Here is a 21,557-nt window from a genome sequence, read left to right as displayed (position 1 = left end):
TGCTCCAACTCGCTATTTATTTGTCAAAGATCCTTTAGCCTTCCGGCAAGAGGAAACGTCTCTATCGACTCCCTCATCCACCGTCAAGCGCTTTCTTCATCTTTTTTTTCAATTCAACCTGCGAAATTTAATCCGCAAAGGCCGGTGACTTTCGTCTCGTGCGTTGCTGTTCCGCAGCGCAGAAAGAGGCTTCTATGTGGGAGGCAACCAGTTGTCAACCAAAATATGAAATTAATTTTATATTATTTAATTTCAGCTAGTTAAAGCGTTCAGAACTCCAGATGCCGAGGTGTTCTGGGGAACGGGATGACGTCACGGATATTGGCGATGCCCGTAACCAGCATCAGCAGCCTCTCAAAACCCATTCCGAATCCCGCGTGGGGGACTGATCCGAATCGGCGCAGGTCCAGATACCACCAGTATTCTTCCTTGGGCAGGCCGAGTTCCTCGATACGCCGTTCAAGAACGTCCAATCTCTCTTCCCTGGCGCTGCCGCCAATGAGCTCTCCGATTCGAGGGACAAGTACGTCCATCGCACCAACGGTTTTCCCGTCGTCGTTGAGGCGCATATAGAATGCCTTGATCTCTTTGGGGTAGTCGAAAACGATGACCGGCTGCTTGAAATGATCTTCGGTCAGATAGCGCTCGTGTTCGGTCTGCAGGTCAGTTCCGAAGTCCACCGGAAACTCAAAGGTGCGGGGAGCGCTCTTCAGGATGTTCACCGCCTCCGCGTACGGCAAGCGAATGAACGGCTTTTCAAGGATGTTCTCCAGCGTGGCGAAGAGACCCTTGTCCACAAAATTACCAAACAGCTCCAGATCGTCACGACAATTGTCCATAAGATGGGTGATCAGCCATTTGATGCAGTGCTCACCCAGGTCCATGTTGTCGCTCAAGTCGGCGAACGCCATCTCAGGCTCGATCATCCAGAACTCGGCGGCGTGTTTGGGCGTGTTGGAGTTCTCCGCTCGAAAGGTCGGGCCGAAAGTGTAAACCCGGCCCAACGCGCAAGCCAGATTCTCGGCAGCCAGCTGCCCAGAGACAGTGAGAGAAGCTTCCTTGCCGAAGAAATCCTGCTCGAAATCCGCCTTGCCGTTTTTCTTTGGGACATTGGCCAGATCAAGCGTGGTGATCTGAAACATTTCTCCGGCCCCCTCGCAGTCCGCCCCCGTGATGATGGGCGCGTGCACATGGAAAAAGCCCTGCTCGCGGAAAAACTGATGCACGCCAAAAGACAGTTCAGCACGGATTCGGTTCAGGGCGCCGTATTTGTTCGTGCGGGGCCTCAGATGTGCGATGGTGCGCAGGTATTCATCCGTGTGCCGCTTCTTCTGCAGTGGGTAGGAGGCGTCCGCTTCGCCCAGGACCTCAAGCTTTTGAACCTTCAGTTCCCACTTCTGCCCCTGTCCGGGCGATTCCACAAGGGCGCCGTTCAGACTGACCGCCGCGCCAGTGCCCACGCGGTCCATGAGATCAAAGCCGGAGGCATCCGCTGCGACGATGGCCTGCAGATTCTTCAGGCAGGAGCCGTCGTTGATCTCCAAAAACACGAACTCCTTGCTCTCGCGTTTGGTCCGCACCCAGCCCTTGACCACCAGGGATTCGACTTCCGCCTCGGACAACAAGATATCGGCCACTCTGATATTCTTCATTTTTCCTCTCAGATATTCGACGGCTAGAGCATGTCCATGGGATCGAGATCCACGGAAATGCGCACATTTTTTTCCTCGGCCAGCATTTTTCGCATCTGGGCGCAAACCCCCCTGATTGCCGGCCAGGAATCGGCCTTGAGCAAACATTGAAATCTTTTTCGCCCGCGCAGCACCGCCAGCGGTGCCGGAGCGGGTCCCAGGACCCGGACACCCGCCGCCGGACACACGACCCGGATGCGGCCAGCAAAGGTGTTCATCAGTTCCGCATCCGGCTGATCAAACGGAAGCGAGATCCTCACCAGGGCAAGCTTGACAAAGGGCGGATACCCCATGACCTGCCGCAAGGCGATCTCCCGCGCGAAAAAACCCTCGTAATCGTTCTCGCGTACGAACTGCCAGCAGTAGTGCCCAGGATTGCGGGTCTGGATAAGCACCCGGCCGTTCTTTTCCCCGCGACCTGCACGACCCGCGACCTGAACCAGCATCTGGAACGATCGTTCCGTAGCTCTGTAATCAGGAAGATTCAAGCCCAGATCGCCGTCCACGACCACCACCAAAGTCACGCCGGGAAAATGGTGCCCCTTGCTGAGCATCTGGGTCCCGACCAAAATCTGGGCCTCCTGCCGGGCAAAGGCCGCCAGGGTCTCCTGCATGGACCCGGCGCGGCGCGAAGTGTCCCGGTCCAGGCGCAGGATTTTGGTGTCCCGGGGCAAGTCGTCACGCAGAAATTCTTCGAGACGTTCCGTACCCGCCCCCAACGGCAAAAATTCGTTCCCCTTGCACCCAGGGCAAGACAAAGGAAAAAGCAGGGAGTGTCCGCAATAGTGGCAGAGCAATAGCTCGCGCCGCTTGTGCAGGGTCATGGACACCTGGCAATGCGGGCACTTGACGGGTTCGGAGCAGGTTTCGCAATAGAGCACGGGCGAGTAGCCGCGCCTGTTGTGCAGAATGATGACCTGCTCTCCGGCATGGACGGCCTCCACGAGGGCGTCGCGTACGGAGGTTGCGAAGGGACCGTGTTCCGGCGGTTCCACCCGCAGATCGACCAGCCTGACCTCCGGCAACCGGGCCTCGCCCACCCGATTTGGAAGGCGTTTCAGGGCGATGCCGCCATTTCTGGCCGCATGAAAGACCTTAACGTCCGGCGTAGCCGAACCCATGAGTAAAAGTCCGCCGCTGCGGGTGATCCGGCCGTATGCCAGTTCGCGGGCCTGATAAATGAGCCCTTCGTCCTGCTTGAAGGACGCGTCGTGTTCTTCATCCAGAATGACGAGACCGGGTTCGATCGGCAAAAAAAGGCTGGAGCGAGTGCCGACGACGATGGTCGGGGAAGGCTGCTCAGCCATCTCCATGAAGACTCTCTGCCGCTCGTTCGGACTCAGATAACCGTGAAACAGACGCACGCTGGCCTCGGGCAGAGCCTCACGCACATCCCTGTGGAGTTTGAGGGCGATGCCCACCTCCGGAGCAAGGAGCATGACATGCTTGCCAAGGCAAAGACAGCGCCTGGCCAACTCCAGATAGACCGCCGTCTTTCCGCTTCCGGTCACCCCGAAGAGAAGCGCCGAGCGCGGGGCCTCGTCCTTCAGCAGCCCCCAAAAATTATCCACGGCCTGCTGCTGTTCTTCCGTCAGGCTGAACGATTCGACCGCGGGAGCACAGACCTCGTCAGGCTGGAAATGGGCTTCGACCTCCCGGATCAATCCTTTTCGTCCAAGAACACGCAGGGGCTCGGATACGTTCTTTCCAAAATGCGCGTTCAGGGTCTTCGCGGAAGAGACGCCATGCACGTCCAGATAGCGCAGGACGTCAAGTTGAGCAGTCGCTTGCGGCCGCACCGGCCACGGGGGTTCCATGGTCAGGGAAAAGAGCCGCTCCTGCCTGCGCGTGCTGACATGAAGCGCAAGCCGGCCTTCCAGCCAGTCCCGGGCCAGTTCCGCACGTCCGTCTGCAGAGGTCAAATCTCCAAGACTCACGGCCTGATTCTCACGGGTTCTGAACAGTGGCAGATCACGAAGAGTTGCGGGCAGCACCCGTGCAAGGATCTTTCCTGCTGCGTCCATCTGGCGAACTGAGAGATCGCGGATGAAATCAAGATACCCGGCGCTGAAAAAAGGAGCCGTGTCCATGGGCCAGAGCACGTCCTTGCAGATGCAACCTTCGGGTGCAGGCACTTTTGCTTCCGTCAATATCCCGACCCGGAATGACTTGCCGAGGGGCACGACGACACGCCCTCCGACATGCCACATCTGCCGGGGCAGATCTTCCGGCAGGGCGTAAGTCAGCACGCTGTAAGGCGAGGAAAGAAGAAGGACGGAACAGAATTCGCGCATGGGCTCCTGAAAAAAAAGGAACGGGTTTCCCCGTTCCCTTGGTAAAGGCTGGCAGAACTCTAGCGGGAAGGAGGAATGAGCTCGCGCAGGCGGGCAATGAGATCGTAGCGCAGGTCCTCGTCCTGCAAGGCGAAATAGATATTGGCGGTCAGGTAGTCGACCCAGTCGCCGACATCAAAACGCTGTCCGCGCAACTTCACGGCCAAGAGCCGGTTGTCGCGCGCCATGGACTGCAGGGCGTCGGTGAGCTGAATCTCACCTGTGCCGTCAGGCTTCACCCCTTCCAGGTGGTCGAACACCTCCGGGGTCAGCACATAGCGGCCCACCAGTGCGAGTCTTGACGGCGCGCTTTCGATGGAAGGTTTTTCCTTGACCCCGCGAATCCTGTAGAGCCCCGGCGCAAATTCCTCGGCGTCGATGATACCGTATTTGCTGACCTTGTCACGGGGCACCTCCATCACTCCGACCACAGGCATGCGCTCATTCTTCCAGACCTCAAGAAGCTGGTTGATGCCGGGATCGCGGTTGAACATGAGATCGTCGCCGACCATGACCGCAAAGGGCTCGTCCTTGATGACCTCGCGGGCGCACAGCACCGCATGGCCAAGGCCCAACTGCTCCTTCTGGCGCACGACAATTATGTTGGCCATCATGGCGACCTTGCGCACTTCCGCGAGCAGATCCAGCTGGCCCTTGCGTTCCAGCAGTTGCTCAAGAGCGAGGTTGTAGTCGAAATGATCCTCGATAATGCGCTTGTTCTGGTTGTTGACGAAAACCACATCCGACAGGCCCGAAGCGATTGCTTCTTCCACTATATATTGAATGGAAGGCTTTCGGAACACCGGAAGAATTTCCTTGGGCACATTTTTGGTCGCCGGAAGTGATCTGGTTCCCCATCCTGCCACCGGAATGACAACTTTACGTACCTGCATGCATCGCTCCTTTTTTTAACCCACAAAGAAGAAGGTTGCCCCTTGCTTCTAAAAATTCTCTTGTCTTCAGGCCAGACCGGCTTCAACGGCCTCGGACAGGCTCGCGCACAGTTCGTCCACGAGGGCCTGATCCTGCGCCTCGACCATGATCCGGGCCAGGGTCTCCGTGCCGGAATAGCGCAGCAGGACGCGTCCGGTGCGTCCCAGTCTGTCTTCGGCATGCCGGACCGCGTCCTTGATGATCGGAACCTTGTCGAAGGGGATTTTTTTCTTCACCTTCAGATTCACGAGCTTTTGCGGATAAGGGGTCAGCAGACCCGCGATCTCCGAGATGGGCTTCTGCCTGCCGACCATGATGCTCAGTAGCTGAAGGGCCGCCAAAGTCCCGTCGCCCGTGGTCGAATGCCTCATGAAGACCAGATGCCCGGATTGTTCTCCGCCAAGAACATAGCCGCCCTTGCGCATTTCCTCAACGACGTATCTGTCCCCGACCTTGGTTCTGAGCAGCCGCCCGCCGCGCTCCTGCATGAAAACCTCAAGGGCCATGTTGCTCATGACCGTGGACACCAGCGTGTTCCCGGCAAGCGTGTCCCGCGCCATCATCTCGTCCGCGCACACGGCCATGATCTGATCTCCGTCCAGAATGGTGCCATACTCGTCGACAACGATGAGCCGGTCCGCATCCCCGTCCAGAGCCAGGCCGATGTCCGCCCTGTGTTCGCGGACCTTGGCGGCGAGCACCTCGGGATGCAGGGAACCGCAGCCCTTGTTGATGTTGAGCCCGTCCGGCTCGATGCCAAGAGTGATGACCCGCGCTCCGAGCTCTTCAAAAATCAGCGGCGCCACACGGTAGGCCGCGCCGTGCGCGCAATCAAGCACTATCGTGAGCCCGTCGAGGGTCATGCCCGCCGGAAAGCTGTGTTTGAGTTCGACGATATATCGCCCGGGGCTGTCCTGAATTTTCCTGGCCCGCCCGACCTGATCATGGTCAGGACATTTCCAGGAAAAATCGGGGCTGGTCACCATGGCAGCTATTTCATCCTCCACCTTGTCGGCCAGCTTGAAACCGTGCTTGTCAAAAAACTTGATGCCGTTGTCCATGTACGGATTGTGCGAGGCCGAAATGACTACGCCCAGATCGGCGCGCATGTTGCGGGTCAGAAAGCTGATGGCCGGAGTGGGCAGCGGGCCGACCAGAAAAACATCCATTCCGGCCGCGCAGAATCCCGAGGTCAGGGCCGACTCAAAGACATAGCCCGAGAGCCTCGTGTCCTTGCCAATGACTACCCGGTGCCGCTTGTTGCCGTTTCTGAAATACTGCCCGGCGGCAAGCCCGAGACGCAGCACCAGCTCCGGCTGCATGGGATGGCTGTTGACCCGTCCGCGAATTCCATCAGTTCCAAAAAGTCTGCCCATCCACCCTCCAATTACGGAACAAATTCGTCATTGCGTTGCACCACTATCTCGATTTCCTCGGGCTTGGCTTCCAGAATCCTCACCCCTTCGGGAAAACGGGGCACCGGCGCGATTACGCTCTGCCCGATGGCCGGGTTCGAGCCCGGGTCGACCATCAGGTGCAGACTCTCACGCCAATCCTTGTCTTTCAAAAGCCGCACCGGAATCTCAAGCTTGATGCGCACGAACTTGGGCTCGAACGTATAGCTGAAAGTTTCGTAGCGCACCGGTTCCAGATTCATCTTGACCCAAAGCTCCTGGGTCGTGAGACCAAACTGCAATTCGTAACTGACCGAGGACACCGGAGTACGCACGTCCTTGGGCATGAGCAGGCGAGTGCGGCCCGAAGCGGTAAGGCTCTCGTCGGGAGAGATCTGGACCAGGGCTGTCGAGATGCTGTCCACCGACTCGAGCGTGCTCGCGAAACCCGTGACCGTGATCGTTTCGGGAAAGACCGTGGCGTTCCTGAACTGTACATCATCACCGGGCAGACCCGTCCAGTCAAGCTTCACGGGCACATTCTTGGAGACCACGACATCGGCCACAAGTTCGAGCCGCGTGGGGCTGATCTCCACGACCTCCACCGCCGAGGTGATGGTCATGCTTTCCGGCACCAGGGGGATGACGTTGGTCCCGACATTGATCTTGCCCAGGTCAAGTTTGTAGGCCAGGCGGCCGACGTTCAAGGAGCGGACCTGGTTGCTTGTGCCCCTGATGCGGACCTGAAGCTTGCTGACCAGGCCGGAGGTGATCTCCATGCGCGGAGGCAGATTCACAAACTCAAGGGGGACCTCAAGCCATGTCTCGACCTTTTCCTGACCGGAAACCACATACCAGCAGGCCAGGGCCAGCAGAATGGCCAGAACTCTGTATTGCCAATTATTCCACATTATTTCCTCAACGCAGCGGCAAGGACTTTTTTCAATCGGACTTCGTTTAAGCTGCTGGTAATCCGACCTCCCACAGCCAGGGAAATACTGCCCCGCTCCTCGGATACAATAAGCGCCACGGCGTCCGTCTCCTCGGTCACGCCGATGGCGGCGCGATGCCGGGTACCCAGGGACGACTCATGCTTGAGGCCGACGGCCAAAGGCAAAATACATGCTGCCGCCTCTACCCGGTTGTCACGGATAATGACCGCCCCGTCATGCAGTGGGGTGTCGGGATGAAAAATCGTCAGCAGCAAATCCTTGCTGAACGCCGCATGCAACTCGATGCCCCCCGAAACCACGTCACCCATGGGGATGTTGCGCTCGATGACGATCAGCGCACCGGTCTTGTTCTTGGCCATGTGCACCAGCGCGAGGATCAGTTCGTCTAGAACGGCGGTCTGCACCGAGTCCTTCTTGAAAATGGTGGTCGCCCCCATGACCGCCAGCGCCTTGCGGATATCACGCCTGAAAAGGATGATGACCACAAGGAAGATGGAGCCAAGGAAATTACCGAGCAGCCAGTTCAGGGTGTACAGTCCGAACTGACCAGCGGCGAAATACGTCACGATTATGAGAAGAAGCCCGTAGATGACCGAGACTGCCCGGGTGCCCTTGATCAGCAGAATTATCCGGAAAAAAATATAGCCCACGAGCAGGATATCGAGGATATCCCGCCAGTTGATCTGCAGATTGCCTACGGTAAAACTCAGCACCCTTGTTCTCCCGAAGTTCCCTTCCCCAGCATGTGGACAACGGTCAGACCGTCACGAATTTCGCGTACCTCATGCACCCTGTGGATGCGCACGCCCTTCCCGTAAAGCGCAACGGTCGCGGCCAGCGTGGCCGCGTTGCGCTCCCGCCCCTGGCGGCCAAGCAGCCCTCCCCACAGGGATTTGTTGGAAAGCGCCATGTACACAGGTCGGCCGAATTCAAATAATTTACAGATATTTTTCAATATTTCAAGATTATGTTCAACCGTCTTGCCAAATCCGATGCCGGGATCAAGGACGATTCTGGACTCGGGCACCCCTGAACGCACCAGGATTTCGAGCTTTGCGGCAAAAAACCGCATGATCTCGGCCACCACGTCATCGTACCTGGGTTCGACCTGCATCGAACGGGGACGGCCGAGGCTGTGCATGAGGACGTAGCCGGGATGATAATCCCCTACGACCTGCAGGAGTTCCGGGTCCACCTCCATGGCCGAGACGTCGTTGAGGATCAGGGCCCCGGCGTCTAGGCACGCCCTGGCCACGCTGGCCTTGGTGCTGTCCACGGAAAGCACGGCGTCCGGCCTGACCGCGAGAATCCCGCGCACGACAGGCAATACCCGAGCCAGCTCCGTGTCCGCAGAGACAGGCTCGGAAAAAGGGCGGGTGCTCTCCCCGCCTATGTCGATGATGTCCGCCCCTTCATCGATGAGGGCAAGTCCCTTGGCCACGGCGGCATCAACATCGGCGGCCTGACCGCCGTCATAAAAAGAATCGGGCGTGACGTTCAGGATGCCCACAACAAAAAAGGGGGCAGGACCCAAGGTCCTCCCCCTGCACACATCCCAGGAGACCGTATTCAATCTCTCCGGGTTCATGGTTTATTCTCCCGCCTTGTCGCCGCTGTTCTCCTCGTCCAGGGTGAACCCCTCATCCGGCGAGTCACCTTCGGCTGCCGGAGCCTCCGGCGCGGACGCCTGCTTCACGCCGTTCTGGACCGGAGCCAGGGTCTCTCCCTTGATGATCCTTCCGACCTCCTCGCCGGTCAGGGTCTCGCGATCGATGAGCGCCAGGGACAGGGAGTGCAGCAATTCGACATTGTCCTGCAGGATGGTCTTGGCGCGGCCGTAAGCGTCTCCCAGAATCCGCTTGACCTCCAGGTCGATGAGCTTGGCCGTCTCGTCGCTGTAGTCCTTGATGTGGGCCATGTCGCGGCCCAAAAAGACCTCATCGTCCTTCTTGCCCAGCGCCATGGGGCCGAACTCCTCGCTCATGCCCCACTCGCAGACCATGCGCCTGGCCATGGCCGTGGCGCGCTCGATGTCGTTGCCGGCACCGGTAGTGATGGAATTGAAGACCAGCTCCTCTGCGGCCCTGCCGCCGAAAAGCACGGCCAGATTGTTCTGCAGGTACGTCTTGGAGTACGTATGCCGGTCGTCCACGGGCAGCTGCATGGTCACGCCCAGAGCCCGGCCGCGAGGGATGATGGACACCTTGTGAATGGGGTCCGTGCCGGGCAGGAACTGTGCGACCAGAGTGTGACCAGCCTCGTGGTAGGCGGTGGTCTTCTTCTCTTCGTCGCTCAAAATCATGGAGCGCCGTTCCTTGCCCATCATGACCTTGTCCTTGGCTTCCTCGAAGTCGATCATGGTGACCAGGTCCTGACTCAGCTTGGCCGCATGCAGAGCCGCCTCGTTGACCAGATTCTCGAGATCCGCGCCGGAAAAACCGGGTGTTCCCCGCGCCAGCACTTCCAGATCAACCTCCTTCGACAAGGGGGTCTTGCGGGTGTGCACTTCGAGGATGCGCTTGCGGCCCCGCAAATCCGGATTGGGCACCACGACCTGACGATCGAAACGGCCGGGACGCAGCAGTGCCGGATCAAGCACGTCCGGACGGTTGGTGGCCGCGATCAGAATGACGCCTTCGTTTGATTCGAATCCGTCCATCTCCACAAGCATGGCATTGAGGGTCTGCTCGCGCTCGTCATGTCCGCCGCCAAGGCCTGCGCCGCGCTGACGGCCCACGGCATCGATTTCATCGATGAAGATGAGGCAGGGGGCGTTCTTCTTGCCCTGGATGAACAGGTCGCGCACCCGGGCGGCACCGACACCGACGAACATTTCCACAAAGTCGGAGCCGGAGATGGAGAAAAAGGGCACACCTGCTTCGCCGGCCACGGCCCTGGCCAGCAGGGTTTTGCCCGTGCCGGGACCTCCCACCAGCAGCACACCCTTGGGGATGCGGCCGCCGAGCCGTGTAAATTTCTTGGGATTGCTCAGAAAATCGACAATCTCCTGCAACTCCTCCTTGGCTTCGTCCACACCGGCAACATCCGCGAAAGTCACCTTGGTTTCTTCCTGAGTGACCAACTTGGCTCGCGATCTGCCAAAGGACATGGCCTTTCCACCGCCGCCCTGCATCTGACGCATGAAAAAAATCCACACGCCGATAAGGAGCAGCATCGGGAACCAGGAGATGAGCACGGTCATGTACCAAGGGGCATCTTCCTGCGGCTCGGCCTTGACCTGCACGTTGTTCTTGACCAGCGTGTCGACCAGGGTCGGATCATCGGGAGCGTAAGAAGTGAACCTCTGATCATCGACCATGACTCCGGAGATGCGGGATCCCTGAATCTTGACGCTGGCCACCTCACCCTGGCGAACCTTGTTCAGAAATTGCGTGTAATTGAGGTCATTGGGCGACACCGGTGGCTGATTGAACAGATTGAACAGAACAATCATCACCATGCAGATCCCGGCCCAAAGAACCAGATTCTTGGAAAAACTATTCAAATGAAAAAACCTCCATAAGCCGAGTTGGAAAGCTTTCCTCCCACCGACCATTTTGCTTCATATAACGAACGAACCCGAAGCTGAACAAGGAATCATTGTTAAGGTCAGTTTGCAGAATGACAAGAAAATTTTCATCAAAAAAAAGCTTTTTTAAAAGGTTTCCGGAAAAACTTGATCATTGCCCAGTGCATTGATAGATACGTGCCTCCTTGAGGGGGAAGCGTATCGTCACCGGTGTGGCGCCCGGTCTTCAAAACCGGTGGAAGGTCGAGAGGTCTTCGGTAGGTTCGACTCCTATACGCTTCCGCCAAGCCAACACAACTACCCGGATATATTCCGGGTTTTTTTGTACCCGGAGGCAAAAGCGGCCAATGCACCCTGAACTTGGACCATTTTTGGACCATGGCCAGGGCCGGAGGCTCAATGTCTTTCATCGTTCAGCATGGGTCAACATGGCATTTTCGATGGCGTGATGCCGGTGGCGTGACCTACAAAATTTCATTGCGAACAGGCAACAAGCGGAAAGCTGGATTGCTGGCAAGCAAACTTCATTCGCTCGTGGCCAGGGAGGCAAAACTAGGCATGGATGAAAACAGACTACGCCGGGCACTGACCCTCTATCGTGATGCTCTTTTGAATGCCGATGACCAAAAACGATGGACGGATTATGAGCCATGGGCAGATGTTCCACGTTCTCATCTTCCCCCCAATGAACCGTATGATGACATCCTGCATGATGAACTAACCCTGGCCATCAAGAACAAAGACTTTGACTTTCTGTCAGGACTGGACGGTCAATTCAACGAGCTGACCGGCATCGACATTACTGATTTGCCAGGGCCGGAAGCCAACAAGGTGAGATACTTGGCGGCCAAGGAGTTATGCCGGGTCATGGAAATTCAGCGACTTCGCAAGACCGGTAACCACGGCCTGGAACTTCTCATGCTCAGTGCTTACAGTGGCGGCATTACCGGAACATCAGCCCCGACAATGGAGTGCAAGCCGTCCATTGCCCTGAGTGCTGCCATTATTGCTTGGGAAAAGGTCTTGCGGAAGGAAGGCAAGGTCAAATCGACACTCACCAAGTATCTTGCCTGTGCTCGTGAGTTCTTGGAACTGACCAGTGATCTGGACGTAATCGACATTACCAAGACCCATTGCCGGAACTATCGGGAGGCATTGCAAAAACTTCCGGCCAAATACGTACAGAAGTTTCCCGGCAAGACTATAGCCCAACTCCTACGAATGGAGCACAAGTCGGACACGCTATGCGCTCCACGTGCTGTCAACGATAAACTGAACTGCGTGAAGCTGTTTTTCGCGTGGGCCGTGGACCAAGGGCACCTAGACGTCAGCCCCATGACCGATATTCAGCCGGTCAAAGCCTCAAAAAATAACACAGGGATATATGCACCGTTTACCCGGACGGACCTGGAAAACATGTTCGGGTCTGATTACCTGGAGCACACAAAGAGTGATTCCTGGAAGTTTTGGATACCTCTCCTAGCTTTGTTCACAGGTGCCCGGCAATCTGAACTTGCGCAACTCAAAGTATCTGACGTGACGCTGATTGACGGCGTTTGGTGCATTCACATCAAGACCGACGAAGACCTGGAAACTCGGGTGAAAACCGAAGCGGGAATTAGGACGGTCCCGGTTCATCAGTTCATAGTCGAGATATTGCACTTTCCTGAGTTTCTGGAATCAAGGCATGCTGCCGGAAAAACCATGCTCTTTGACATCGACCGGAAGCTACCTTCTGACTATGGAAAAAGCGTTTCCCAATGGTTTCACAAGGTTTTTCTGCCGAAAATCCAGCTGGAAGCCTCTCCCAGGGGAACCAAAAAGAAATTTCACAGCTTTCGTTCCACGGTCTGCACATGTCTGAAACATGCACGCGTTCCGGGGCGTCTGGCAGCACAAGCCATCGGGCATATTCCGCCCAATATCGCCGGGGATTGGATTGATGGACACTCCATGACCTACGACTATTACGCTGGAGGCTACCCGATTCCCGATATATACGGGGAGGTTACTTGCAAGATTGATTACAAAATCAACCTTGGCCACCTAGCAACTAGCCCTTGGACAGGTGCTTGTGTTGTTTCTAGCGCGGCCAGAGTCAAGCGGAAACGCAAATTTAAGAACCTAAAATAACGGAAGATTTTAAAATTTGAATCCTAATGCCCTCTGCCAGGCTGAGATGACCTACGGTCGAAAAATTCGCCCTCACCTTGGAGAGCCAACTTCCGAGGCTCCTGGCCCCCAATCTTGGCCGGGAGAAAGAAGCTCTATCCCAGGAACTGGGATTCACGCTGTCCCAGCTCCTAGGATAGAGTTGAAATTCTCATATTTGGGGCGTCTCTGCTTTCCGCGTCCAGCATTCTCAACGGGCCTGGCGCTGTTTGGATTTCTCACCCCACGATCTGTCCGGCCAGGACTTGCCTTGTCACTGTAACCGCCTCGTCTGTGCACGGGCGGAGGCGTGGTAAAACCACGCAACGTATCTATACTTTCAATTTTCGAATATTCATCTGTCAAAGAGCGGCAGCCCAATATACTTGTGACTTTGAACATATTCCGCCCGCAATGTCAAGGAATATGTTGATTTACATGAGTATTTTGTCAATCACATGCTTAATATTCGGCAGATTAGCTCCTCCGTTTTTTCTTTAGATTCGAAGATATTCTGCAAGAATTTCTTATGGGCGTCTGCTTCTTCGTGAGCCTGAAAATATGTCTTACATATATCTGAATTTAACATGTCTGCATGTTTCCATGTTAGACAACAGTCTTCCAGGACAATAATGCAATAGTCTTTTGTGACGTATACCCCGTTTCCTGCGTCATAACATTTTTCAAGGTTGCAGAACCACGTAAGGTCTTTTGTGGTTGATTTCGATAACTTTCCTGCTCGTAGCATATCAAACTCCTTGTTGATACTGTTTTGCATTATTAAGGTCGTCGGCCAGGATGAGCTGGAAGCGTGTCCTCGGCTCTTCCGGTATGAAGAAGCGAAAAACGTCGCTCCGCGTCCTGGAAGCGATCCTGGAGCGCTTGGCAGGGCTTGTGAGAGGCGGTTGACTCGTCTTGGCCAGGTAGGACGCCACGCGGAAGGCCTTCCGGAATTCCTCCTGCGTCTGCCCGATCTGAAAGCGGAACGGCTTGTGGTTGTTCCGACGCCAGATGATGCGGCATGAATCGGGCAGTTCGTGGGCCTTCTGGACCTTCTTCCACATTCTGTTCACCATGCTCGGATAATCCAACTTGTTTTCATCGAACCAAAGCACGCCGTGGAAGTGGTTACCCCTCTGTCCCTCAACGAATTCGGCCACGATCATGTAGTGGATCTTCGTTTTTCTTCGTCCTGCCTGATCTTGAAGCCGCGCCATGAGGTCTTGTAGGGCAACCTGTGGCGTCCCTGCCTCCCAATCTGCTCTGATCATAACCGCCGAAGTCCCGAACTCCAGGACAGCCGGGCTATGCCTTTCGTGCAGGGCCTGAAGGATCTCACGATTAAGGGGGCTACTGTCGGAGTCCACATTGACGGGCAATCCTCGGTAGCTCTGCTCTTCGTGAAGGATCAGTTTGGAGTGTCTGGAATAAGCATAGGTAGCATAGGTTTCTATGGACACTTTCGACGGGGCCGGAAGCCCCGTGGCCGCAAGGATTCCTGAATGTCCGTGTTCAGTATAACCCGATAATTCTGTCCTGATCGTCATGCGTTTGAAGCCCTCCGCAAAGCCTGTTCCCGGCGCTTGGCCTCGGCTTCCCATTTCGCGGCCAACTCGGCGTCATTCTTGAATACCTGCCCTTGAAGGGTCAGATTATTGTGTTCCGGCAACCACGGGTTATTAGTGGGCGGCGTCCATTTCGGTCCAGCGGGTCGGAGCAGGATGGCGCTTTCCGGATCTGACTTGATCCTGGCCAAGATGCTACTGAGGTCAAGCCCTGACGGATAGCGTTGTTCTGGGTCATAGTGCGTCTGAAAGGCTCCGGTTTCCGCGTTCGCACCGAAGTTATGGTCCGCGATAATGACGTCGGCCAACAATTCGAAATTCGGGCAGTCCTTCGCGTCGGGATGCCCCTTCAGCTCGGCAACGAGCACCTGGTGGGCAGCGGCCACCAAGGCCTCGGCTTGCGCCTTATTGGCTCTCTGTAACTCTTCAATCTTCTTTTCTGTCATCTTCTTTTTCTCCTTTTCCATCGTTGTATAATTTTGACCTCATGTTTTTAAGTATATCAACAAGATCGTCCAAAGCGGTCTTATCTTCTTTATCTTGATCTCGTTCTAAAGAAGCATGAGACTCTAGTGAAGCCCAAACTTGCGCGATATAACCGGCTTGCTTTATATTTTTTGCCTTTTTTGCCTGAAAGAACAATTCTTCTAATTCTTGCTGCATCGATAGTGCACCGTTAATTTTCGGCTGTTTTTTTTTAGCCATAAGCCTCCGATTTTGCCCATTTGGGCGGGTTAAAGGTTGCGCGCCGGGCCGATCCCCGGCAAAAGACATAGCTCTGCCAATTGCAAATCCCTTCGGACGGAAGAAACTTGCATTTGGCATTAGTGGATCACTCTGTAGACCCTGATGCATTTGAAGTTGGATTCCAAATGCACTAGAGCCATTTATAGTCTAGTATTGCAAAAAAAGTCAAGGATTTTTACATTTCGTGACGACTGTAGCTACGGGGGGGGGCGGTAACGGATAACACCCTGCATCATGTCACGGCGGATCTGGGGGAGCTGGTGCGGGACTCGTTCCGAATGGCCAGGTGGAAGCCTGGCCATGGATCACTTCTTGCGATCGTCCAAACAGCGCTGGACAGTGGATAGGCTACAGCCAATCTGCTCCGCTATCTTCCGGAACGGCACGCCTTCTTCACGCAACGCCTTGACCTTTTCCCGGTCAACGGTCTGCTTCCTGCCGCCCTTGCCGTGACCATAACGCCCTGCGGCCTTGGCCTTCTCAATGCCTTCTCTCTGACGTTCGCGGATGATGTTCCGTTCAAACTCCGCGAAAGAGCCAAGCACTTGGAAAAGGAGCTTGGCGAAAGGATCTTGTGTACCGTGGTTCTGAAAGGTCAGTCCTTCCTTGAAAAACTTCACGGTCACGCCCTTGACCAGCAAGGAGTCGATCAAGGACTGGAGATCCTGAAGGCTACGAGCAAGGCGGTCGATGCTGTGAACGTGGAGCGTGTCACCGTCTCGCAGGTATTCAAGACATTCCTTCAGGGCTGGACGGTTGGTGTCCTTCCCGCTGGTCTTGTCCTCGAAAGTTTTGTCGAAGGTGACGCCTGCGTTTGCAAGCTGACGGTCGGTGTGTTGATCAGTGGAAGAAACGCGGACGTAAGCGATATTCGACATGGTCTTGACCTCTCTCTTTTGGGTTGATCGTCTCTCGTTGACTCAATATGTACCCGTTTCAGATCTAGATGTCAATTTTTTATGTATCTAAAATTCAGAATCTCCAGGTTTTGGGTACGCTTTTTTGTACCCGTTTTTGTACGCGCTACGGGTATACCTTTATGGGTACGGATAAGACTAATTCGCTTAAGAAGATTCATTGTCCGGACTGGGCCGAAGATGCCGGAGACGCGTTGGCCCTGGCCTCCTGCCACCTGAACCATTTTCGGCTGATGCCCGCCGTCAGCGCCGGTCAGGCCACTGGTCAAGACGGGTCAACTTCTCTATGTTATCTTCACGGTGCTCTACAGCTGTCGAAAAGTCGAACAATTGCAGAGAGATGATAAAAGCATAAAAAGATGGGTATTATGATGCTGCTGAAGGGGAGCCAGAGGGAACGTGCGTGCAGAGTTGGCCGTTCGCATAAAGTTGACAGATGATCTAGAAACGCTCCATCATGGCGTCATCGAAACTGGAATTTTTGGCAGAGGAAAAAAAAGACCCGAAAAATTCGGGTCTTTAACGAAATTGAGTAATCCCAACTTCGCAGCGTGGAAGCTTTGAAATACGGGGATATTCAATTTCGTGTCAACACGAATCTGTTGTCCACGAGGTGACAATGAGTGATCTCCGGATGGTTTTATGGGCATTGGGCATTACGTTATTGGTTGGAGTCTTGTTTGGTGTAATGCTCGAAAATAACTCAATAACTCTCTTACTGTTCAAATCCTAGGGCGGGGCTTCGGCCCCCCCCTTTATTTTCCATTCGACTGCGCCCATGACCTCACCTCTGGGTGAGTTCATCCGCCAGGGCCTTAAAGGCATCACCGCAAAAGGGAGTCTTCTCGCCCTGATCTTCCATCTGCTATTTTTCAGATTTTACGTTTGGGCCATCCTGTCCAAACAATGCCCGGAAATTCTTTTCGCTCTCTGCTTCAGCCGTCCAAATATCCAGGATTTCCCTCTTTGAAACATTCATTCTTATCAAAAGCGAAGCCAACAACCGATTTGTCCTATTCGTGTTTCGCCAGATAATTAGTGGAGCAATCATAAGAGAGATTGACAACACTAATGAGCAAATCCCCACTATCAACATTATTACCGAGACTCCTCCCGCGTAATCCATCGAGGGCTCCTCCATTTTGTTGAGTAAACTCTATTATAACACAGTTTCTCACCGCCCTTATCCATTGGCGACCGTAAGACGCAACAACATCTTTTTAACTCGCAAACGTTCCAACCTGGAGGCATGTCATACACTCGAACCTTATTTGAGCCATTGCCATTGATGGATGTCATGTGCATAATGACTTCGGACCATTTTCGGACCATCAACCAAATGGCCGCATAACCATTTCGGGAAGTTAATCTCTGATAGCGGAAGCGCAGTTACGTCCTATACGCTTCCGCCAAGGATCTCATCAAACAGCCCCTGCCTTTCGTTTTGCCGTCTTCGCTCTTTAGGCTCCAAACTCCAAAATCATTGCCGGCCGTCACACCATATCGCCAGGCAGAACGCTCCATGTTGCGCGTTTGCCGACGTCCAGGCTTCCGATTTCCGTGTCAATGCCAAGCAACCTGGCCGGATTGCGGGTCGCAAGGGCAAGGAGATCCGCCAGCGGCACGGACGCGGGCAGAAGCGCCCGCACTGCGCGCAGCTCCTGCCACAGGTCAAGGTCCGGGGCCGACGCCAAGGAATCCGTGCCCAGGCACAAGGGGACTTTCGACGCGTGCAAGGCGGCCACAGGAGCATCCCCCACCCCTATCCATCTGTTGCTGCGGGGGCACAGACAGACGCAGGCACCGCTTGTGGCCAGGGTCTCCACATCGTTTTCATCCAGCTGCACGCAATGCACGGCCAAGGTCTGTCCGTCCAGAAGCCCAAGTTCATGTGCGAAGCCCACGGCGCTGAGGCCCGGCGGGACAAAACCCTTGGGCAGGATGCGGCGTGCGCGGAGAAAATCTGCAAACTCGCCGCTGCCGGTTCTGAAAAGTTCGTTCTCTCCCGGCGCTTCGGCCAGGTGCAGGCTGAAAGGAAGACCCTGCGACATGCACCATTGCTTGATGGTCCGGGCCAGGCCCTGCTCCGTGGAGTACAGGGAGTGCACTCCCGGACTCCAGTCTCCGGGCAGTGACCCGGGACGAAACTCGCGGCCTCGACCAGAAAATTCGTGGAAAAGAAAGCCGCCCAGCCCCTGTCTCTCCAGTACGCGCCGCACCATGCCGAACTCGCGCCCGACCACGTCGGCCACATGGCAGGTCCCGCTTGCGCGCGCAGCAGCCACAGCCAGCTCCAAGTCCGCTTCCGTCACCCTGCTTTCACGCATAGCGGCAAAGAGTGTGTCCGCCCAGACCGAAAAGCCCTGGCCGGCGGGCACCCGCCCTGCCAGATGCGACAACTCCAGATGTGCATGGGCGTTGATGAGTCCGGGCACGACCGTGACCGCCCCCAGATCGCGGCGCACGCCTTCCGCAGCCACCTCACGCCAGGCCCCAATGGCCAGGATGCGCCCCTCCCGGACCAGGATTCCTCCATCCAAAATCTCCGGGCAGTCCGGGTTCATGGTCAATATGCGCGCGGCCCGGAACGCTTCGGTCATGCCCGCCTACCTGCTGTATCGGGCGATGCATAAAAAAAGAGGCGGCCAGGCCGCCTCGGTTCAAAACTGAGCAAAACTGGGCTACTCATAAATCTTGTCAGCGTCCTTTTTGACTTCTGCAGGAACAGCCACGCCGATCTTCCTTGCGGCCCCGAGGTTGAGATGCAGTATCAACTCCTGCTGAGTCTCCACGGGAGTGACCGATGGAAAAGAGCCATCGACCATGATGCGTTTGGCCATGAGACCGGTCTGATATCCGTGCTGATAGTAATCGAACGCCAGCGCGGCCACGGTGCCTCGTTTCACTGAATCAACATCGGCGGAAAACAGCGGCATTTTCTCCTGCTGGCAAACCTTGATCACGGATTCCAGGGAGGAGATGACCGTGTTGTCCGTCGGCAGGTAGACTGCGTCAACCTTTCCGACCAGCGCCTTGGCTGCCTGATAGACGTCACTGGTCTTGGCCACTGTCGCCTCCACCACTTCGAAACCGGCCTTGAGTCCTTCGGCCTTGACCATGGCAACGGTGGTTTTGGAATTGGCTTCGCCAGCGTTGTAGATCACTCCGAGCTTCTTGAGATCGGGGTAGAAGCGGCGCAGCATGGCCATATGCTGGCCCACGGGCAGCATGTCGGACACTCCGGTAATGTTCTTGCCCGGTTTCTCCAGATCATCGACCAGCCCCGCGCCCACCGGGTCGGTGATGGCCGTGAACAAAAGCGGGCTTCCAGCCAGGATCGGCGATTTTTTGGTGGCCAAGGCACAAGCCTGGGCCGAGGGGGTGGCAATGGCCAGCACCAGGTCGGGCTTTTCACCGGCGATCTGGGCCGCGATCTGGTTGGCCGTAGCCATGTTGGCCTGGGCATTGTGCACGGAGTAAACCGCGTCCAACCCCTGCGCCTTGAGGCTGTCCTTGAAACCCTTCAGGACAGCGTCAAGCGACGGATGCTCGACAAACTGGCTCACGGAAATGTTGTATGTCCTGGCAAAACCGGGACAGGCCATGGCCAGCACAAGCAACCCTGTCAAAAAAAACTTCTTCATATGTGCGTCCTCGCTCGATTGAAAGTCTAGCTGATGCGAAACATCTGCACGAGCCCTTTAAGCTGTTCCGAGAGGGCGCGCAACTCCTCTGCGTGCTCCCGAACCGTTTCGCCATTGCGGCTCATGTTCGATGCCGAGTTGCTGACCTCAGCGATCTGGACGGTAATCTCCCCGGCAACTCCGGAAGTCTGGGTCACGTTGTGATTGACCTCGTCAAGACCCTGCGAGGCCTGACCGATATTCTGCGCTATGTCGCGGGTGGTCGTGGACTGCTCCTCCACGGCGGCCGCGATGGTGGCCACGATGGAGTCGATGTCCGTGATGACCCGGGTGATTTCGCCGATCCGCCCGATGGTCTGATCCGTGGCGCCCTGGATTCCGCTGATCTTGCTGCGGATTTCATCCGTAGCTGTCGCCGTCTGATTGGCCAGTTCCTTGATCTCATTGGCCACGACCGCAAATCCCCGCCCGGCCTCGCCAGCCCTGGCGGCTTCGATGGTGGCGTTGAGCGCCAGCAGGTTCGTCTGGGAGGAGATGGCCGTGATCGTTTGCGTCACGGAGTTGATTTCGCTGGCCACAGCTCCAAGGCGATCCACATCAATCGAGGTGGCCTGCGCCGTGCTCACGGCCTGGGCGGTTATATCCCTGGCCCGGCCGGTGCTCCTGGAGATCTCTTCGATGGTGGCGCTCATTTCCTCGGATGCGGCTGCAACAGTGGATATGTTGACCGTAGCCTGTTCGGTGGCAGCTGCCACTGAACGCATGTTCTGGCTCATCTCCTCGGCGGCGGCAGCCACGCTGTTGGAACGGCCCTGATTGTCCCTGGCCACTTCGGCCACGGTTTCGGATACCGCCGTCAGTTGCCCGGAGGCGTCGGCCAACGTGCCGACTCCGGAGATGATCTCGCGCATCATGGCGCCCATGTTCTCAGTCATTGTGTTCACGCTCTGCGCCAACTGCCCGATCTGATCCCGGCTTTTGGTCTCCACCCGAACCGTCAAATCTCCCTTGCTTATCATTTCAGTGGCCTGCGCCACTGCCTGGACAGGCTTGAAGATCGCCAGCCGCATGAAAAACGCCAGACAGCCCAGCAGCACGAACATGCCTGCGGCCATTATCGACCCGGCCTTTATCTGGCCGTCCATGAGCGTGCCCATCTGTCTGGAGATGTCCTGACGCATGACCAGCACTCCGAGCACAGGCTGATTTCCGCCATGGCAATGATGGCAGGCAGGTTCATTCGGGATGGTCTTCACTTCCACATAGGAGGGCACGCCATTGATTTCCGTGATGACATGGCTCATTCCGTCGGTTTTCAGACGCTCTTCTACCATGCTGGCCATCTCCGGAGCGTTCACTGCGTCGGAAATTTCGCCGCGCAGATAGTTCTCCGAAGTGGAGTAGGTGACATTGCCCTTGAAGTTGGTCAGATGAATGTCGATATCGCCGTAACGCTCGCCTACTTCATCGAATTTCTGAGTCGTCCCGACGTTGTCGCCGAGAGCCATGGGCTCGCGGATGGCCAGCGCGAGCATTTCAGCGGTGCGCTTGGCGGTTATCTCAACCTCGTGCAGAGTGCTTGAGCGCTGCATGAAAAAGGTCGTCCAGAAGAGAATCCCAAAAAACACCAGCAACACCAAGGCCGTGATGCCCAGCATTTTGGCACCAAGAGATCTTCGAAAAATGTCCATCACGACCCC

18 protein-coding genes, 1 tRNA gene and 1 pseudogene are annotated in these 21,557 nt (G+C 56.1%); 4 read left to right on the top strand and 16 right to left on the bottom strand.

The window, feature by feature from the left end; genetic code table 11:
* Window positions 1-269: 269 nt before the first annotated feature.
* The 8 genes from CVU60_17525 to CVU60_17490 all read right to left on the bottom strand — a co-directional run bounded on the left by CVU60_17525 (window position 270) and on the right by CVU60_17490 (window position 10,809).
* Window positions 270-1,652 (bottom strand): asparagine--tRNA ligase, encoded by a 1,383-nt coding sequence (locus CVU60_17525; GenBank protein ID PKN40116.1) that lies wholly within the window; start codon window positions 1,650-1,652, stop codon window positions 270-272.
* A gap of 23 nt (window positions 1,653-1,675) precedes the next feature.
* Window positions 1,676-3,985, bottom strand: coding sequence for a primosomal protein N' (gene priA, locus CVU60_17520; protein ID PKN40115.1), 2,310 nt, complete (start codon window positions 3,983-3,985; stop codon window positions 1,676-1,678).
* A 59-nt stretch (window positions 3,986-4,044) separates the two neighbouring features.
* Entirely contained in the window at window positions 4,045-4,917 is an 873-nt protein-coding gene (galU, locus tag CVU60_17515; protein PKN40114.1) for a UTP--glucose-1-phosphate uridylyltransferase, read from the bottom strand.
* A gap of 66 nt (window positions 4,918-4,983) precedes the next feature.
* Window positions 4,984-6,333 (bottom strand): phosphoglucosamine mutase, encoded by a 1,350-nt coding sequence (locus CVU60_17510; protein PKN40113.1) that lies wholly within the window; start codon window positions 6,331-6,333, stop codon window positions 4,984-4,986.
* A gap of 11 nt (window positions 6,334-6,344) precedes the next feature.
* Window positions 6,345-7,262, bottom strand: a complete 918-nt coding sequence (locus CVU60_17505) for a hypothetical protein (protein ID PKN40112.1) — start codon at window positions 7,260-7,262, stop codon at window positions 6,345-6,347.
* Window positions 7,262-8,017, bottom strand: coding sequence for a TIGR00159 family protein (locus CVU60_17500; GenBank protein PKN40111.1), 756 nt, complete (start codon window positions 8,015-8,017; stop codon window positions 7,262-7,264). The genes CVU60_17505 and CVU60_17500 overlap by 1 nt, the downstream gene beginning before the upstream one ends.
* Window positions 8,011-8,892, bottom strand: coding sequence for a dihydropteroate synthase (gene folP, locus CVU60_17495; protein ID PKN40110.1), 882 nt, complete (start codon window positions 8,890-8,892; stop codon window positions 8,011-8,013). Before folP ends, CVU60_17500 begins: the two co-directional genes overlap by 7 nt.
* 3 nt (window positions 8,893-8,895) lie before the next feature.
* A complete protein-coding gene (locus tag CVU60_17490) occupies window positions 8,896-10,809 on the bottom strand; it encodes a cell division protein FtsH (protein ID PKN40109.1) in 1,914 nt (637 codons plus the stop codon).
* A 216-nt stretch (window positions 10,810-11,025) separates the two neighbouring features.
* Here CVU60_17490 and CVU60_17485 point away from each other — a divergent pair.
* Window positions 11,026-11,119: transfer RNA gene (locus CVU60_17485), tRNA-Sec, on the top strand.
* A gap of 74 nt (window positions 11,120-11,193) precedes the next feature.
* Window positions 11,194-12,966 (top strand): hypothetical protein, encoded by a 1,773-nt coding sequence (locus tag CVU60_17480; GenBank protein PKN40108.1) that lies wholly within the window; start codon window positions 11,194-11,196, stop codon window positions 12,964-12,966.
* Between the two features lie 472 nt (window positions 12,967-13,438).
* Here CVU60_17480 and CVU60_17475 read toward each other — a convergent pair whose 3' ends face one another.
* From CVU60_17475 to CVU60_17455, 5 genes are all read right to left on the bottom strand, one after another.
* The gene (locus CVU60_17475; protein PKN40107.1) at window positions 13,439-13,732 is read right to left on the bottom strand and encodes a hypothetical protein; all 294 of its coding nucleotides are present in this window, start codon (window positions 13,730-13,732) and stop codon (window positions 13,439-13,441) included.
* 1 nt (window position 13,733) lies between these two features.
* Window positions 13,734-14,531 (bottom strand): hypothetical protein, encoded by a 798-nt coding sequence (locus CVU60_17470; protein ID PKN40106.1) that lies wholly within the window; start codon window positions 14,529-14,531, stop codon window positions 13,734-13,736.
* Window positions 14,528-14,995, bottom strand: coding sequence for a hypothetical protein (locus tag CVU60_17465; protein PKN40105.1), 468 nt, complete (start codon window positions 14,993-14,995; stop codon window positions 14,528-14,530). The genes CVU60_17470 and CVU60_17465 overlap by 4 nt, the downstream gene beginning before the upstream one ends.
* Complete coding sequence (locus CVU60_17460; GenBank protein PKN40104.1) at window positions 14,976-15,254, bottom strand: hypothetical protein; 279 nt, start codon at window positions 15,252-15,254, stop codon at window positions 14,976-14,978. The genes CVU60_17465 and CVU60_17460 overlap by 20 nt, the downstream gene beginning before the upstream one ends.
* Before the next feature lie 347 nt (window positions 15,255-15,601).
* On the bottom strand, window positions 15,602-16,174 hold the full coding sequence (locus CVU60_17455; GenBank protein ID PKN40103.1) for a resolvase: 573 nt from the start codon (window positions 16,172-16,174) through the stop codon (window positions 15,602-15,604).
* Between the two features lie 203 nt (window positions 16,175-16,377).
* On the opposite strand from CVU60_17455, the pseudogene CVU60_17450 reads away from it, so the two are divergent.
* Window positions 16,378-16,557, top strand: a pseudogene (locus tag CVU60_17450) (hypothetical protein).
* A gap of 434 nt (window positions 16,558-16,991) precedes the next feature.
* Window positions 16,992-17,183 carry a hypothetical protein gene (locus CVU60_17445; protein PKN40102.1) on the top strand — a complete coding sequence of 64 codons (192 nt, stop codon included), beginning with the start codon at window positions 16,992-16,994 and terminating at the stop codon, window positions 17,181-17,183.
* Between the two features lie 523 nt (window positions 17,184-17,706).
* On the opposite strand, the gene CVU60_17440 is transcribed toward CVU60_17445, so the two are convergent.
* The 3 genes from CVU60_17440 to CVU60_17430 form a co-directional block, all read right to left on the bottom strand.
* On the bottom strand, window positions 17,707-18,813 hold the full coding sequence (locus CVU60_17440) for an amidohydrolase (protein PKN40101.1): 1,107 nt from the start codon (window positions 18,811-18,813) through the stop codon (window positions 17,707-17,709).
* An 81-nt stretch (window positions 18,814-18,894) separates the two neighbouring features.
* On the bottom strand, window positions 18,895-19,857 hold the full coding sequence (locus CVU60_17435) for an ABC transporter permease (protein ID PKN40100.1): 963 nt from the start codon (window positions 19,855-19,857) through the stop codon (window positions 18,895-18,897).
* 26 nt (window positions 19,858-19,883) lie between these two features.
* Window positions 19,884-21,548, bottom strand: coding sequence for a hypothetical protein (locus CVU60_17430; GenBank protein ID PKN40099.1), 1,665 nt, complete (start codon window positions 21,546-21,548; stop codon window positions 19,884-19,886).
* Between the last annotated feature and the right edge of the window lie 9 nt (window positions 21,549-21,557).

This window comes from Deltaproteobacteria bacterium HGW-Deltaproteobacteria-18 (genome assembly GCA_002841885.1).
Classification (GTDB): Bacteria; Desulfobacterota; Desulfovibrionia; order Desulfovibrionales; family Desulfomicrobiaceae; genus Desulfomicrobium.
Note: the sequence above shows the minus strand (reverse complement) of the source record. Positions and strands in the feature narration are given on the sequence as shown.

Excerpts from the sequence above, each read along its gene's own strand:
- CVU60_17465 (PKN40105.1), bottom strand. The coding sequence starts at position 14,995 with ATGACAGAAAAGAAGATTGAAGAGTTACAGAGAGCCAATAAGGCGCAA.
- CVU60_17435 (PKN40100.1), bottom strand. The coding sequence starts at position 19,857 with ATGAAGAAGTTTTTTTTGACAGGGTTGCTTGTGCTGGCCATGGCCTGT.
- CVU60_17505 (PKN40112.1), bottom strand. The coding sequence starts at position 7,262 with ATGTGGAATAATTGGCAATACAGAGTTCTGGCCATTCTGCTGGCCCTG.
- CVU60_17475 (PKN40107.1), bottom strand. The coding sequence starts at position 13,732 with ATGCTACGAGCAGGAAAGTTATCGAAATCAACCACAAAAGACCTTACG.
- CVU60_17440 (PKN40101.1), bottom strand. The coding sequence starts at position 18,813 with ATGACCGAAGCGTTCCGGGCCGCGCGCATATTGACCATGAACCCGGAC.
- galU (PKN40114.1), bottom strand. The coding sequence starts at position 4,917 with ATGCAGGTACGTAAAGTTGTCATTCCGGTGGCAGGATGGGGAACCAGA.
- priA (PKN40115.1), bottom strand. The coding sequence starts at position 3,985 with ATGCGCGAATTCTGTTCCGTCCTTCTTCTTTCCTCGCCTTACAGCGTG.
- CVU60_17510 (PKN40113.1), bottom strand. The coding sequence starts at position 6,333 with ATGGGCAGACTTTTTGGAACTGATGGAATTCGCGGACGGGTCAACAGC.
- CVU60_17525 (PKN40116.1), bottom strand. The coding sequence starts at position 1,652 with ATGAAGAATATCAGAGTGGCCGATATCTTGTTGTCCGAGGCGGAAGTC.
- CVU60_17470 (PKN40106.1), bottom strand. The coding sequence starts at position 14,531 with ATGACGATCAGGACAGAATTATCGGGTTATACTGAACACGGACATTCA.
- folP (PKN40110.1), bottom strand. The coding sequence starts at position 8,892 with ATGAACCCGGAGAGATTGAATACGGTCTCCTGGGATGTGTGCAGGGGG.
- CVU60_17455 (PKN40103.1), bottom strand. The coding sequence starts at position 16,174 with ATGTCGAATATCGCTTACGTCCGCGTTTCTTCCACTGATCAACACACC.
- CVU60_17445 (PKN40102.1), top strand. The coding sequence starts at position 16,992 with ATGACCTCACCTCTGGGTGAGTTCATCCGCCAGGGCCTTAAAGGCATC.
- CVU60_17460 (PKN40104.1), bottom strand. The coding sequence starts at position 15,254 with ATGGCTAAAAAAAAACAGCCGAAAATTAACGGTGCACTATCGATGCAG.
- CVU60_17430 (PKN40099.1), bottom strand. The coding sequence starts at position 21,548 with ATGGACATTTTTCGAAGATCTCTTGGTGCCAAAATGCTGGGCATCACG.